Annotated in this window: 14 protein-coding genes, 2 tRNA genes and 1 pseudogene; 5 read left to right on the top strand and 12 right to left on the bottom strand. The window is 52.3% G+C overall.

The features are described 5' to 3' along the window. From F7B33_RS02270 to F7B33_RS02260, 3 genes and pseudogenes are all read right to left on the bottom strand, one after another. Positions 1 to 553 (bottom strand): annotated as a pseudogene (locus F7B33_RS02270) (hypothetical protein); the annotation flags it as partial. Then, positions 550 to 1,806: a bifunctional sugar-1-phosphate nucleotidylyltransferase/acetyltransferase gene (glmU, locus tag F7B33_RS02265; RefSeq protein WP_297072892.1), complete on the bottom strand. Its 1,257-nt coding sequence runs from the start codon at positions 1,804 to 1,806 to the stop codon at positions 550 to 552. The pseudogene F7B33_RS02270 and the gene glmU, both read right to left, overlap by 4 nt. Continuing rightward, a complete protein-coding gene (locus F7B33_RS02260) occupies positions 1,803 to 2,573 on the bottom strand; it encodes an undecaprenyl-diphosphate phosphatase (protein WP_297072897.1) in 771 nt (256 codons plus the stop codon). The genes glmU and F7B33_RS02260 overlap by 4 nt, the downstream gene beginning before the upstream one ends. Positions 2,574 to 2,629: 56 nt before the next feature. Here F7B33_RS02260 and F7B33_RS02255 point away from each other — a divergent pair, with 56 nt between their 5' ends. The 3 genes from F7B33_RS02255 (at position 2,630) to F7B33_RS02245 (ending at position 4,823) form a co-directional block, all read left to right on the top strand. Beyond that, on the top strand, positions 2,630 to 3,424 hold the full coding sequence (locus tag F7B33_RS02255) for an MBL fold metallo-hydrolase (protein WP_297072889.1): 795 nt from the start codon (positions 2,630 to 2,632) through the stop codon (positions 3,422 to 3,424). A 63-nt stretch (positions 3,425 to 3,487) separates the two neighbouring features. Then, positions 3,488 to 3,697, top strand: a complete 210-nt coding sequence (locus tag F7B33_RS02250) for a hypothetical protein (RefSeq protein ID WP_297065318.1) — start codon at positions 3,488 to 3,490, stop codon at positions 3,695 to 3,697. A gap of 58 nt (positions 3,698 to 3,755) precedes the next feature. Further along, entirely contained in the window at positions 3,756 to 4,823 is a 1,068-nt protein-coding gene (locus F7B33_RS02245) for an NOG1 family protein (protein ID WP_297065315.1), read from the top strand. A gap of 109 nt (positions 4,824 to 4,932) precedes the next feature. Here the strand turns inward: F7B33_RS02245 and F7B33_RS02240 are convergent, their stop codons facing one another. Then, positions 4,933 to 5,325 carry a 30S ribosomal protein S8e gene (locus F7B33_RS02240; RefSeq protein ID WP_297065313.1) on the bottom strand — a complete coding sequence of 131 codons (393 nt, stop codon included), beginning with the start codon at positions 5,323 to 5,325 and terminating at the stop codon, positions 4,933 to 4,935. Positions 5,326 to 5,441: 116 nt separating this feature from the next. On the opposite strand from F7B33_RS02240, the gene F7B33_RS02235 reads away from it, so the two are divergent. Next, positions 5,442 to 6,275, top strand: a complete 834-nt coding sequence (locus F7B33_RS02235) for a hypothetical protein (protein ID WP_297072888.1) — start codon at positions 5,442 to 5,444, stop codon at positions 6,273 to 6,275. Here the strand turns inward: F7B33_RS02235 and pyrG are convergent. The 5 genes from pyrG to F7B33_RS02210 all read right to left on the bottom strand — a co-directional run bounded on the left by pyrG (position 6,269) and on the right by F7B33_RS02210 (position 9,079). Next, the gene (pyrG, locus tag F7B33_RS02230; protein WP_297072886.1) at positions 6,269 to 7,867 is read right to left on the bottom strand and encodes a glutamine hydrolyzing CTP synthase; all 1,599 of its coding nucleotides are present in this window, start codon (positions 7,865 to 7,867) and stop codon (positions 6,269 to 6,271) included. The genes F7B33_RS02235 and pyrG overlap by 7 nt on opposite strands. A 57-nt stretch (positions 7,868 to 7,924) precedes the next feature. Next, on the bottom strand, positions 7,925 to 8,296 hold the full coding sequence (locus F7B33_RS02225; RefSeq protein ID WP_297065305.1) for a DUF555 domain-containing protein: 372 nt from the start codon (positions 8,294 to 8,296) through the stop codon (positions 7,925 to 7,927). 10 nt (positions 8,297 to 8,306) lie between these two features. Then, positions 8,307 to 8,594 carry a DUF357 domain-containing protein gene (locus F7B33_RS02220; RefSeq protein ID WP_297065302.1) on the bottom strand — a complete coding sequence of 96 codons (288 nt, stop codon included), beginning with the start codon at positions 8,592 to 8,594 and terminating at the stop codon, positions 8,307 to 8,309. Positions 8,595 to 8,912: 318 nt separating this feature from the next. Then, positions 8,913 to 8,990 (bottom strand) — tRNA-Val (locus F7B33_RS02215). A gap of 11 nt (positions 8,991 to 9,001) precedes the next feature. Further along, positions 9,002 to 9,079 (bottom strand) — tRNA-Ala (locus F7B33_RS02210). 120 nt (positions 9,080 to 9,199) lie between these two features. On the opposite strand from F7B33_RS02210, the gene F7B33_RS02205 reads away from it, so the two are divergent. Beyond that, positions 9,200 to 10,345, top strand: a complete 1,146-nt coding sequence (locus F7B33_RS02205; RefSeq protein ID WP_297072894.1) for a M20 family metallopeptidase — start codon at positions 9,200 to 9,202, stop codon at positions 10,343 to 10,345. On the opposite strand, the gene F7B33_RS02200 is transcribed toward F7B33_RS02205, so the two are convergent. The 3 genes from F7B33_RS02200 to truD all read right to left on the bottom strand — a co-directional run. Then, positions 10,326 to 11,171: a GNAT family N-acetyltransferase gene (locus F7B33_RS02200; protein WP_297072884.1), complete on the bottom strand. Its 846-nt coding sequence runs from the start codon at positions 11,169 to 11,171 to the stop codon at positions 10,326 to 10,328. The two genes, F7B33_RS02205 and F7B33_RS02200, sit on opposite strands and share 20 nt — an antisense overlap. Then, complete coding sequence (locus F7B33_RS02195) at positions 11,161 to 11,889, bottom strand: phosphoglycolate phosphatase (protein WP_297072882.1); 729 nt, start codon at positions 11,887 to 11,889, stop codon at positions 11,161 to 11,163. Before F7B33_RS02195 ends, F7B33_RS02200 begins: the two co-directional genes overlap by 11 nt. Before the next feature lie 51 nt (positions 11,890 to 11,940). Next, positions 11,941 to 12,879, bottom strand: a 939-nt coding sequence (truD, locus tag F7B33_RS02190; RefSeq protein WP_297072880.1) for a tRNA pseudouridine(13) synthase TruD, incomplete at its 5' end; no start/stop codon positions are given.

Raw genomic sequence — 12,879 nt, 5'->3', positions numbered from 1 at the left:
GGGCGAACCAGTCTATGAACCTCGTGACGGGATACGTCACGTTCAGGGCTCCAAGGAGGATTAAGCCCCAGGGAAACAGAACCTCTGGCGTTCCGCGGGAGATTACGTACTTGTCGAGAATGCAGCCAAGATATATAAGCGCACCCCCGAGAACAAGAGAGGGTAGCAAGGCCCTCTCTGTTGGGCTCTTAAAAACGTCCGTTGCAAGGAGAAAGAGCCAGATGTACGACATAATTGTCAGTGCTGAAAGATAAATCGTGTGCTTAAACTCGGTCCTTCCGTACTTCAGGTGAAACGCACCCCAAATTATCAGGATTCCAAAAAAGAAATTCGGAATCCTAGCGGCTATAGCGTAGGCCTGTGGGTTTATGTGAATCCCAAGGGGATTGAGAATGTAATCTTCCATATCCAGAGCGTCTATGAGGGAGGCCGTACTTATCAGGACCCACCCCTTATCCCTCGTCTCATAAGCCTTGTAAGTTACCGCTATGAAGAGAGCCCACCTTGAGATGAAATTAAGGTAGGGGATAAGGTCGCTTCCGGGAATGCTCATCTTTCCATCACCAACTTCTCCTGCCTCACCACCACGAGGCTCTTCGGCGGAACGTTGCGGTCAACGATAACACCTGGCCCTATAAAAGAGTTGCTCCCTATCTTTCTGCCCGGATAGATGCTGACGTTGATACCAACCTTTACGTTGTGGCCAATTATTGCTCCCAGCTTGTGTCTACCACTGTCTTCGAGCTTGCCCTTGATTTCAACCTTGATGTTGCCCCTGTCGTGCCTTAGATTGGCTGTTATCGTCCCAGCTCCTAAGTTAGTGTTCTCGCCGATTATCGAGTCACCCACGTAGTTAAGATGGGGAGCATTTGAGTTGTCCATTATGATGGAGTTCTTGACTTCCACGGCGTTGCCTATGTGACAGTTATTGCCTATGCTCGTGTAGGGCCTTATGAAACAGTTCGGGCCTATTCTGGAGTTCCTGCCAATCTTCACGGGGCCGATTATATAAGACCCGCTCCTCACGACGGTTCCCTCTCCGATTTCAACGGGCGGGACTATTGTTGCCCCCTCCTCGACGGTTCCCCTAATCTCGTGCCTCAGTTTGTTCTTCAGGATGTATTCGTTGAGTTCCAAAAGGTTCCAGGGCCTTCCGATGTCGTTCCAGTAGCCATCGTAGGGAACGGCAACGACGTTAAGTCCCGCGTCAATCATGAGGTTTATCGTGTCGGTTATCTCGTACTCCCCGCGTTCGCTGAGCTTGGTCTTCGCTATGAACTCAAAGACGCTTGAGCGGAAGGCGTAGATTCCAAGGTTAGCGTAACCGGGAACCTTCCCGGGCTTTTCGGCGATTCTAACCACTCTCAATCCGTCTAGCTCAACCTTCCCAAAGTGGCTTAAATCGTCGAAGTGCTTGACGACCATGGCAACGTGGGCCTTTTCCCTCCTGAATGCAGATACCAGCTCTCTTATGGCGTTTTCCTCGAAGTATATGTCCCCGTTGGCAACAATGAATTCCTCCTCAACGCTCTCCCTGGCGCTCTCTATGGCCTTGGCCGTTCCCTCACCGGGCAACTGCTCAACGTAGGTTATCGGCTTGCCACCGAACTCATCGCCGAGAACTTCGATTAGCTTTTCCTTATGATAGCGCACGATAACAACGAACTCATCCACAAAGGGATACAGGTTTTCAAGGACATACTCGATAATCGCCCTGTTGGCCACCTTGAGGATTACCTTCGGCCGGTCGTCGGTTAAAGGCCTCAACCTTTCTCCCTTTCCTGCGGCGAGTATGACCCCTTTCACATCATCACCTCCAGAGCGTAGGCAATTGCAATCAGACCGAACGCAATCAAAAACGGCTTTTCCCACCTTTCAGCGAGTTTTTCGAGGAGTGGAATCAAGAGTAGAGTTGTCAAGAACGCGGAGAGAAAGGCAAGGAAGGGAATCCATGCGGAACCGCTGGACTCCCAGTTTCCAAGCTGAAGGAGTCTAAGGACGAAATATGCTGGAGAGATTAGAAATCCCCATTCAAGGGCCTTTCTACCGCTGTGACCTGGTAAGAGGAGGCCGAGGGTAACTATGCCCGTTCTCGTGACCCCTTCAAGGAGGGCGAACCCCTGGAGGACTCCTCCCGAGAGGGCATCCAGGATACTCGGTTGCTCGGGCAGTTTTTTGTCGAGTTCCTTCAGCGGGTTCTTCTTCGGGGTGTTCAACGCCAGAAGAACGATGAGCATTCCTATGAGGATGTTGACGATTGCCGATTCCTTTCCAGTTATTCCGATGGGGCATTCCAGAAGGGGAAAGCCGATGAGGACCGTAAACAGGGTCGCAAAGAAGAGGTACTTGAGCTCTGCTTCGTAAGTCCCCCTCATGGCTTTGAGGGAGAGCGTCGAAAACCTTTCCCTGTAATGGAACATAACCGCAAAGGTTACCCCAAGGTAAGCAGGGACTAGGAACGAGTGGTAGCTCCTCACGAGGGACGAAACCCACTCCCCTTCTGGGTTCATGGGTAGCCAAGATGCCAGCGCAAAGAGAATTCCTGAGAGGAGTGCTTCAATGGGGGTACTCATCTCTACCACAGCTGGATTTAAAACGGGGGGAACATAAACTTTTCGCGGTGGTACGTATGAAGGTCACGGTTCTCTATGAAAACCACGCGGGCTTTAGGAAAGGCCTCCTTGGCGGTCACGGCTTCTCGGCCTTGGTGGAGCACAAGAAATTAAGGGTTCTCGTCGACACCGGAACCGATGGGGATGTCCTCATCAACAACATGAAGGCCCTTGGTGTTGAACCCGACTCGATAGACTACCTCTTCATCACCCACGGCCACTACGACCACACCGGTGGAATGAAGGCCCTCCTTCAGGCCCGCTCGAAGCCCCTGGAGGTTATCGCCCACCCGGGAATATTCCAGCACAGGGTTGTACTCAAACCTAGGAGGAGAGAAATAGGGATTCCGTTCACGAGGAAAGAGCTCGAAGAACTTGGAGCGGAGTTCATTCTCAGCGAGAAGCCCTTTGAGTTCGCCGATGGTTTCATCAGCTCCGGGGAGATAGAGAGAATAACCTGGGACAGGGCGGTTGGCTATTTCCCCGACGGAAGGAAGGACCCCGTTAAAGACGATATGGCACTCATACTTGACCTCGGCGATTCGACTGCTGTTATAACCGGTTGCGGTCATTCTGGGGTTGTGAACATAGTCAGACACGCGGAGAAGGTTGGCGGAAAGCCCGTCATGGCACTCATAGGTGGGCTCCACCTGATTGGTGCCAGTGAAGGGCTCCTTGAAGACGTTGTGAATAACGTCAGGGCTGGGCTCTACGCCGGACACTGCACGGGTCTTGGAGCCTTTGCTTACCTCAAGTGTCGGCTCGGCGAGGGAGTTGAGCCCCTTCACGTGGGCAGGGTTATTGAGCTCTAGCGATACATTTTTATATTTTCGCACCAATTTGGTTCTTAGAACACACCAAAGGAGGGTGAAAATATGGGACTTGGTGCGATTGTTGACAAACTTAACAGGTACGAGGGGCTCTTTGAGAAGCTCGGCCTTCTCACGGTGGTGGTCTTCTTCCTGATGGTGATAGCTGGCTTTACGGATTCCTCCCACGTAGGTAAGCTGATGAGCCTCGTACTGCTCTTCCTCGTTGCCTTGGCATCGCTTATTGGGGTTATCATATACCGCTCCCTCGATTGAATACCTTTTTAAAGTCCCCTCCCCAACCTTTTCTCCGCGAGATTGGGGAGGGGTGAGGATGAAGAATCCTTTCGAAAAGATGCCAACGGTTCTTACCGCTGATGAGCTCATCGACAAGGCCTTTCGAAGGGCCGAAAGGGCGGCTTCAGCCTACAATCCCCCAGGAGGGAAGGTCGCCAAGGCCCGTCAGAGGGAAGAACTCCGCGTCAGGACGGTTTCAAACGTCGTGAGGGACAACCTGAGGAAGATACTCGACAGAACGCCGGGAGTTTCGACCCTTCCGGAGTTCTACAAGGAACTGGTTGATACCCTCGTTGACAGGGACCAGTTCCACCGCTCTTTGGCTAGGGTGAACTGGGCCATAAAAACCATCAGAAACCTTGAGCAACGCTACGTCGAGAAGATAAGGTTTGAGAGAGACCCAAGGGAAATAGCAAAACTCAGAAGGGCCTTTTACGGTCGAGTTGCGGATATACTCCACGATATTGACGACGACCTCAGATACCTCAACCAGGCTAGGAACGTTCTCAAGGAGTTGCCGGTCGTTGATTTGGAGCTTCCAACGGTGGTCATAGCAGGCCACCCCAACGTCGGGAAGAGCACGTTGCTGAGGGCATTAACCAACGCGAAGCCGGAGGTGGCTAGCTACCCCTTCACAACGAAGGGCATAAACGTCGGCCAGTTCGAGGAGCACTACCTCCGCTACCAGGTCATAGACACGCCGGGTTTACTTGACAGGCCCCTAAGCGAGAGAAACGAGGTTGAGAAGCAGGCGATTCTGGCCCTGAAACACTTGGCCGATGTCATCGTTTATATATTCGACCCGAGCGAGTACTGCGGTTTCCCAATTGAAGAACAGATGCACCTCTTTGAGGAGATACTCGAAGAATTTGGGGAATTCCCCTTCATAGTGGCAATCAACAAGGTGGACGTAGCTGAGGAGGAAAAGGTCAAAAAAGTCGAGGAGTTCGTCAAAGCAAAGGGCCTTGAGCCGGTTAAAATCTCGGCCATAACCGGGGAGGGCCTTGAAGAACTGAAGAAGAGGGTTATAGCGATAGTAGAGCCGAAGGCCAAAGAACTTGCGAGGAAAATCATGGAAAAGGAATTCTCGAAGTTTAGAGAGTAGCCAAGACTTTGCTTTTTTGCATTACTACCACCCTTGCATTTATCTAATAAAACCCAATAGTGCCTTATAACGCGAGTCCCAGAAAGAGACGTTAAAAGGTATGAAAAAATCAGGCGTTCTCCTCCTTAAGGAGAACGGCGTTAACGACACCGTCCTGACCAGGCCTGCTGGTGACGATTGCCTTTCCGAGCTCGGTCTCTATTATGGCCCCTTTGGTGATTATGTTTCTCCTCGCGTACTGCCTGTTGGCCGGGTTCTCGACGACGTTGAGTATCTTGACCTTCTTGCCCTTTCCACCGTCGAAGACGTTGGCGTAGAGGGCCTCGACGAGGCGGACTTTTCTGTTTCCGCCGTAGGTTCTGATTATCTTCCTCCTCTCCCTTTCCTCGGCAACCTTGGTGTTCGCGGGCTCCCTTCCGAGCTCCCTCTTCCTCTTCTTCCTCGCGAGGACAATCCTTCCACCTGAGGGTTTCTTAAGTGACCTTCCCTGCCAGATAGCCATTTATCTCACCTCGATTAGCCTGATGAACCCATCGCCACTTTGGGGGGTTTGTTTATAAGCTTTTCTTAGGGGAATTCTTTTAAGCGCCTTCTTCATTACTAATTGAGGTGGTGTCAATGGGTGCGCTTGATGCCTTCTCAAAGGCCTTCTCCTTGGTAGTAGAGAACAAGGGCGTGTACCTTCTTATCCTATCGGCACTCTTGGTTGTTTCGGTTGTTCAACTGATTTTCCCGGTCAACCACCCATCGAGCGTTGCAAGAACGCATGTGTTAGGCAACGTCATCTTTGAGAACTACGGGGCGGTATCAGAGAAGGACTTCATCAATTCCCTTGAGATATCCTTCACTAAGTTACTGGTCTTTGTGATTGTCCTTTCATTCGTTGAATACACCGCGGTCAAGGCATACTGGCTCTCCGTTCTTGGCGAGAACTACTCCCCGAACTCTTTATTTGGCGAGGCGTTGCCCAGGATACCGGGGGTCGTTCTCGTGAACCTTTTGGCTTATCTGGTCTCAATCCTACTGGCGATTGTCCCCCTCGGCCTAATCCTCCTCGGTGCCCTCACAATGAGCCCCTTTATCTTACTTCTTGGAGTCGCGATGTTCTTTGCCCTTATCCCCGTTGTTCTGACCTACTATTCCCTCGTCGTTCCGGCCTACATCGAAACCGGCAATGTTGGGGCCGCTATAGAGGCGCTGGGTCTGACTTTCAGGCACCTCCTCAGTGCCCTTGGCTACGGCCTCTTGGCAGTACTCTTTGGTTTTACTCTCTCGCTCCTTATGGCCCCGTTCGTTCTGCCCCTGAGCATCTCCGGGGTGAACCCCCTCGTAATAATGCTCCTTGAAGCTCCGTTCAAGGCGTTCTTCGTGGCGTTCCTCTGGGCCGGTGGGACTTTCCTCTACCTTGAGCTCAGGGGGTTCATAAGAAAGGGAGAAGAGCTTCTTTATTGATACCTCTTTTTCTTTGCCGCCTCAACCAAACCCTTGAAGACGGGCGCCGGGTTCATAGGCTTCGACTTGAACTCGGGATGGAACTGGGTCGCTATGAAGTAGCTGTGGTTGGGCAACTCGAGGATTTCCATCCTTCTCTCGTCATCACCCGCTATTCCGCTGAAGACAAGACCGGCCTCCTCGAATTTCTCAATGTAGTCCGGATTAACCTCCCAGCGATGACGGTGGCGCTCGTAGACTATCTCCCTGCCGTAAAGCTTCTTTGCCAGGGTGTTTGGTTTTATGTGAACCGGATAAGCTCCAAGCCTCATGGTTCCACCGAGTCTGTCTAAATCGCGTTGTTCCGGCATTAAATCCACAACAGGATAAGGTGTCTGAGGGTCTATCTCGGTTGAATGTGCTCCCTTAAGGCCGAGGACGTTCCTTGCGAATTCCACAACGGTTAATTGGAAGCCGAAGCAGATTCCGAGGAACGGGATGTCGTTTTCCCTCGCGTAGCGTATGGCCATCATTTTGCCCTCGCTTCCCCTCGCTCCAAAGCCACCGGGAACGATTATACCGTCAACGCTCTCCAGAAGGCCAACGCCCTTCCTCTCAACGTTCTCTGCCTCAATCCATCTGATTTTAACCTTGACGTCGTTGGCAACACTTGAGTGCTTTAGAGCCTCCTTGATGCTCAGGTAGGAATCCGCAAGCTTGACATACTTGCCGACTATTGCAATCTCAACTTCCCTATCGAGGCTCTTGTACTTCTCGACCATTTTGCGCCATTCCTCGAGTTCCGGCTCCTTCTCGGGAAGACCAAGCCTCTTTACAAGGTATCTGGCCAGCCCCTCCTTTTCGAGCATCAGTGGAACCTCATAGGTGTCCTCCACGTCGTAGGCGCTGATTACTGCCTCTTCGGGAACGTTGGTGAAGAGGCTTATCTTTCTCCTTGCGCTCTCCTCAAGGGGTTCCTCGGAGCGGGCAACGATTGCATCCGGCTGGATTCCAAGGGAACGGAGCTCCTTAACACTGTGTTGAGTCGGCTTCGTCTTCTGTTCTCCCACAACGCGGAGCTTTGGAACGTAGGTAACGTGGACGAAGGCAACGTTCTCCCTACCTTCCTCGAGTTGCATCTGTCTCGCCGCCTCGAGGAAGGGCATGCCTTCAATATCTCCAACCGTTCCACCGATTTCGACTATAACGACATCGTAGTCCCTTGCAATCCTCCTGATGCGCTCCTTTATCTCGTTGGTGATGTGTGGAATGACCTGAACGGTCGCGCCGAGGTATTCCCCTTTCCTCTCCTTCTCGATGACGGCGGAGTAAACCTTACCGGTGGTTATGTTGTGGTCAAAGCTCAAGCTGGTGTTGAGAAAGCGCTCGTAGTTCCCTAAATCGAGGTCAACCTCACCACCGTCATCCAGAACGAAAACCTCACCGTGCTGGTACGGGTTCATGGTTCCCGCGTCGTAGTTGAGGTAGGGGTCGATTTTGATGTTCGTTGCCCTGAAGCCCCTTGCCTTCATGAGCATGCCGAGAGAAGCACTGGTGATGCCCTTGCCGAGGCCACTAACAACACCACCCGTGACAAATATGAACTTTGTCATGGCAAAACCTCCGATGGTTATGTGGTGCTTTGATTGGAGAGTGCTTAAAAAATTAACTCAGAGCTCGACCCCATCGCCCTCTTCCTCTTCGAGCTCTCTTATCTCGTAGACCTTGAGGGGAACCTTTTTGAGGGCCTTCCCAACGACGGCCTTAGCAATTCTCTCGGCATGCTCTATCGTCTGAGCGTTATAGACCTTAAGAGTTAGATACATCCCAACGAGACCAACGTTTCCGATGACGAAGGCACTCTCGAAGTGGGCACCACAGACCGGACACTGGGAGTAGCCGAGCTCAACGCGAACGAAGTCCAGTTTTTCCCTGTTGAGTGCCTTTGTAACCTTGCTAACCGCGACGTTTATCGCATCCTCGCTCGTCTCGACGTCCCTCACGATTATAGGCGCCTCGAGAACAACTAAATAGTCTCCCATCCCGCTCACCTCACCCAAAGGCAAAAAGCCTATCGTCTTCACCCCTAAACACACCGAGCCTCACACCGGCATCTATAAAGCCGTGCGCGTAGTTTAGAGCGGCAAACGCTGTAACGTAGTCGCCCTTCTCGTAGTAGTACTTGGCGTCCTCAAAATAGCTCCTAGCCATCGTTAGAAAATCCCGCGCGACGGCGTGCAAGAGGCTTTTCTCATGGACGGCGACTTCGAGTCTCTTCAGTGCCTCCTCGGTGATTCTAAAATACTTCTGGAGCTTCTCATCGGTTACCTCGCGCCCCACACCTCTCGCCTCGGTCGTGCTTTGAAAGTGTTCTTATAAACCTTACCTCAGAAACTTTGCTTGTGCAAAGTTTAACCAAAAAGTTTTTGATTACTCAAATGGGAGCATGATAGATTGCATACCTTTTGGTTCAAAGTGTTTGAAGAAGTTTGAATCATAATTCAGCAATTTAGATGAGTTTTATACCAAACTCGCACTCAAAGGGTACCTTCTTAAGCGAAATACTCACGGGAAAGCGAGTAGATAAGAAACCCACGTGAGAATTTACCAGTTCTAAAACAGGCACTTATTCTTCCGTTACCCGTCAAAAGTTTCCAATGGTGGGCCCGCGGGGATTCGAACCCCGGACCTCCACCTTGTCAGGGTGGCGTCATAACCAGTCTAGACCACGGGCCCAACCCAAATGTTGGTGGACCGGCCGGGATTTGAACCCGGGGCCTCCGCCTTGCCAAGGCGGCGCTCATACCAGGCTGAGCTACCGGCCCACCTGAACGCCGTAATCACCTATCTGGGTGGGTTTATAAATTTTGCGGTCGAGAAAATCCTTTAGATATTCATCGAAAAGCTAATATGCCGCTCTCTTAAAAAATATTATGGTGATAGCGATGAACCCCATCGAAGAGGCCCTGGAGATTAAGGACCAGATTGTGGCCTGGAGAAGGGACTTCCACATGTGGCCGGAACTCAAATATGAAGAAGAGAGAACATCGAGAATAGTCGAGAAGCACCTGCGCGAGTGGGGTTACAGGATAAAGCGCGTTGGAACAGGGATTATAGCGGACATTGGAGAAGGGGAGAAAACGATAGCCCTGCGCGCGGACATGGACGCCCTGCCGATTCAGGAGGAGAATGACGTCCCCTACCGGTCGAGGGTCCCCGGAAAGATGCACGCCTGCGGCCACGACGCACACACAGCCATGCTCCTCGGGGCCGGAAAGATAATAGCCGAACACATCGAGGAGTTCAATGGAAGGGTGCGTCTTATATTTCAGCCCGCTGAAGAAGGCGGAAACGGGGCCGTCAAGATGATTGAAGGGGGAGCTTTAGAAGGCGTTGATTCCATCTTCGGCTTCCACGTCTGGATGGAACTGCCAAGCGGGGTAATTGGAATCCGTGAAGGGCCCTTCCTGGCCGGTGCAGGGTTCTTTACGATAAAGCTCAAAGGACTAGGTGGGCACGGGGCTTATCCGCATCTCGCGCGGGACCCGATTATAGCCGGTGCCGAAATTGTAACGGCCCTCCAGACTATTGTGAGCAGAAACGTTTCTCCCTTCGAGACCGCAGTTGTTAGCGTGACTGCCTTCAACTCGGGCACCGCCCACAACATTATTCCGGAGGAGGCCGAACTGAAGGGTACTTTCAGGTTCTACAGTGAGGATATTGGGAAGCTAATCCAGAGGAGAATAGACGAGATATCAACGTCCATAGCGAAGGCCCACAACATAGAAAGCAAAAATGAGATAGTAGAACTCGTTCCGCCGACGATTAACAACAGGGAAATGGCTGACTTCGCGAGAAAAGTTGCGGAAAAGTATGGGCTAAAACACGCCGACGTCCCGATGTCGATGGGAGCTGAGGACTTTGCCTATTACCTCCAGAGGGTTCCCGGGGCGTTTCTAGCACTGGGCATAAGGAACGAGGAGAAGGGGATAATTTACCCGCCCCATCACCCGAAGTTCAACGTTGATGAGGACGTCCTCTACCTGGGAACTGCCATGGAGGTTGCCTTGGCTAAAGAGTTCCTCCGGTGAGGGCCTTTCCCACAATTTTAAGTTCTCCAATCTTCCGGGCGCCAAAACCTTCCTTCCCATCTGGAAGAACCGTCAGAATTCTCGTATAGCCAAGTCCCCTCGCCCGGCCGATAACTCCTCTCGCTTCCTCAAGCCTGCCCCAGAGAAGCATCGCGACCCCTTCCCTCCCGGGGAGGTTCCTGAGGACGTAGTATGACTCCCCGCTCCTTCCGCTTTCAACGGTGTAATGAATTCCAGCCATGTTGTCCCTGAAAGCGGAGAAGAACATGCTGTAGGAACTCTGGAATCTCCCCGCGACGAGTTCAAGGGTTTCAACGTCTCTCCATGTGAAGGGAGACACGCTGACTTGACCATCACCAACTGCGGGAATCGAGACCACCGTACCCCTGAAGACGGTAGCGTTGAAGCCCAGCCTCTCATAAAAGCCCATCGCACTTCTCTCCGGCTGGGCGGTTATCAGCTCAGCCCCTTTCTCCTTAGCCATGTCTTCAGCGAACTCAACCAGTGCCCTGCCTACCCCTATGCCCCTATAATCAGGATGGACCTCTATCACATCGACGTGGGCTATTCTCTTAATTTCACCCCCGATGGGCTCTTTGGAAAAGAGAACCTCAGCCTCACCAACTATTTTTCCGTCGAGCTCGGCAACGGCAACGACCTGGCCCTCAAGGAGGAGGTTGTTGAGGTGTATCGCGAGCGTTTCAACGCTCATCCACGGGCCACCGGAGGAGTAGCGCTCAAGTAAGCTTCCTCCGATATCTTCACCGGCAGTGTGAACTTCGACTATGGCTCTAACATCCTCAAGTGTCGCTTTCCTAATAATCATCGCCCTCACCGAGGTAGCCAAACTTTCTCAGGATATGCATTATCGCCTCCGCCCCCCCATCGCCGTAGGGCTTCTCAGTCACGTAATCGGCCTTTTCCTTCAATCCCTCCGGGGCCTGGGCTATCGCCACGCGGTAACCAACGACGCTGAAGGCATCTAAATCGTTCTCCCCGTCGCCTACATGAGCCACTTCGCTCGGCTTTATCCCGAGAAACTCGCAGGCCTTCTCTATTCCCGTTCCCTTGTTTATCCAGGGCTTTTTAACGTGGATTGCAAAGCCTGAGTCCACCGCTATGAGGTTGAGCCCAAGCTCCTCTATTATCTCCCGAACCACGCCCACGGGAACGGTCCTCCTCAGGACGAGGCCAGCTTTTCTCTCCATCATCGAGAAACTGAGCTCCGCCTCAGGGTATCTCTTCTTCAGCTCGCTCCAGAGTATCCACTCCTCGTCCATATCGGTTAGAAAAACGCGCTTCCTCATCGTCCCCTCGTCCTTGAGCGAAAGTGCTCCACCGTCTTCAGCGATAACCGGCCCGCTCGTTCCTATGAAAACCGCCGCGGCCTCTGCGAATGGAACAGAATTTCCGGTGACGAGCATTACCGGAAGGTCAAGGCCCTCGGCAAGTCTTACCGCCTTCAGTGCCTCCACGCTTATCCTCCTGTCTCGGTATGTAATCGTACCGTCTATATCGAGGGATATCGCCTTAATCCTTACCATCTTCTCACCCAAAAGCGAGAATGGAGGGACAAATATAAGGCTTTCTACACATCAATGGTCCTTCATAATCTCCCTTAAAACGCTCGTCGCGTAGACGCCCTTCGGCAGGAAGAAGCGGAAGCACATGCCGGTTTTAGGGATGTAACCGTAGGTAAGTCCAAGGGGCCTTATGAGGAGTTCCCTCCGACCACCGGGTTCGGCCATCGGCTTCGGCAGTTTCTTGAAAGTTTCGAGGTTTAGACCTTCCTCCTCAAGAATTTCTTCCTCGAGTCTTCCGGGAAGGCCCTTAGCCCTTCTCATGGCGAAGCCGAACAGGGGGCCGGATACCATCGCCCGGTTTTTCTTTATCTTTTCGTTGACGAAGGCCCTGTTTGTCTCCGTAACGCGGTAGGTTCTATCGCGGTAGGGAATACCCCCCTTGACCTGAACGACTATATCCCCTACCAGGGCTTCATTGAGTGGAAGCTCCTCCATTCTTCGCGAGAGGTAGAGGTTGAAGAGGTAACTCTGGTAGGCGTGGATGAATATGCGCATCACCGGGAGTGGAAGGCTCAGAAAGGCCCTTTTCCAGCTCCCGGTTTTCTTGTATATGTAGAGCAACGTTCTTTCATACCTTAAGAAGCGTGGAAACTCCTCTAAGGCCCTGTTCACGTCGCCGGTCTCCCAGAAGTTTCTCCTCGCCTCATCACCCTCCATTCTTCCATCGGTGTGGCCGAGAAAAAGTCTCGCCGCCTCCTCAAACTTCCTCTGAAGAAGGAGCCTGCCAACGAGGTGGTTCACAACGCGCCTCTCGCCGAAGCGCTGGTAGCCGAAGTAATTCGGAAAGCCCCCTTTCTCATGGAGCTCGCCGACTATCTCCTTCGCCCTCTCAAAGGCTTTCTCATCCACATCGCGGACGATTATCCTGAATCGGTTTCCGAGGAGGTGGCCGAGCTTGATGAACCTGCCATATGAGACGAACTTCAGCTCAACGTCCCTTATCTGAACGCT

It is taken from the genome of Thermococcus sp. (assembly GCF_015523185.1).
Lineage (GTDB): Archaea > Methanobacteriota_B > Thermococci > Thermococcales > Thermococcaceae > Thermococcus.
The sequence above is the reverse complement of the archived record's forward strand: the minus strand, read 5'-3'. Positions and strand labels throughout refer to the sequence as shown.

What these genes read in the sequence shown, in the direction of transcription:
- F7B33_RS02235 (WP_297072888.1), top strand. Translation starts at nt 5,442, where the DNA reads ATGGGTGCGCTTGATGCCTTCTCAAAGGCCTTCTCCTTGGTAGTAGAG.
- F7B33_RS02205 (WP_297072894.1), top strand. Translation starts at nt 9,200, where the DNA reads ATGAACCCCATCGAAGAGGCCCTGGAGATTAAGGACCAGATTGTGGCC.
- F7B33_RS02195 (WP_297072882.1), bottom strand. Translation starts at nt 11,889, where the DNA reads ATGGTAAGGATTAAGGCGATATCCCTCGATATAGACGGTACGATTACA.
- F7B33_RS02255 (WP_297072889.1), top strand. Translation starts at nt 2,630, where the DNA reads ATGAAGGTCACGGTTCTCTATGAAAACCACGCGGGCTTTAGGAAAGGC.
- F7B33_RS02240 (WP_297065313.1), bottom strand. Translation starts at nt 5,325, where the DNA reads ATGGCTATCTGGCAGGGAAGGTCACTTAAGAAACCCTCAGGTGGAAGG.
- F7B33_RS02200 (WP_297072884.1), bottom strand. Translation starts at nt 11,171, where the DNA reads ATGATTATTAGGAAAGCGACACTTGAGGATGTTAGAGCCATAGTCGAA.
- F7B33_RS02250 (WP_297065318.1), top strand. Translation starts at nt 3,488, where the DNA reads ATGGGACTTGGTGCGATTGTTGACAAACTTAACAGGTACGAGGGGCTC.
- F7B33_RS02260 (WP_297072897.1), bottom strand. Translation starts at nt 2,573, where the DNA reads ATGAGTACCCCCATTGAAGCACTCCTCTCAGGAATTCTCTTTGCGCTG.
- F7B33_RS02225 (WP_297065305.1), bottom strand. Translation starts at nt 8,296, where the DNA reads ATGGGAGACTATTTAGTTGTTCTCGAGGCGCCTATAATCGTGAGGGAC.
- F7B33_RS02245 (WP_297065315.1), top strand. Translation starts at nt 3,756, where the DNA reads ATGAAGAATCCTTTCGAAAAGATGCCAACGGTTCTTACCGCTGATGAG.
- pyrG (WP_297072886.1), bottom strand. Translation starts at nt 7,867, where the DNA reads ATGACAAAGTTCATATTTGTCACGGGTGGTGTTGTTAGTGGCCTCGGC.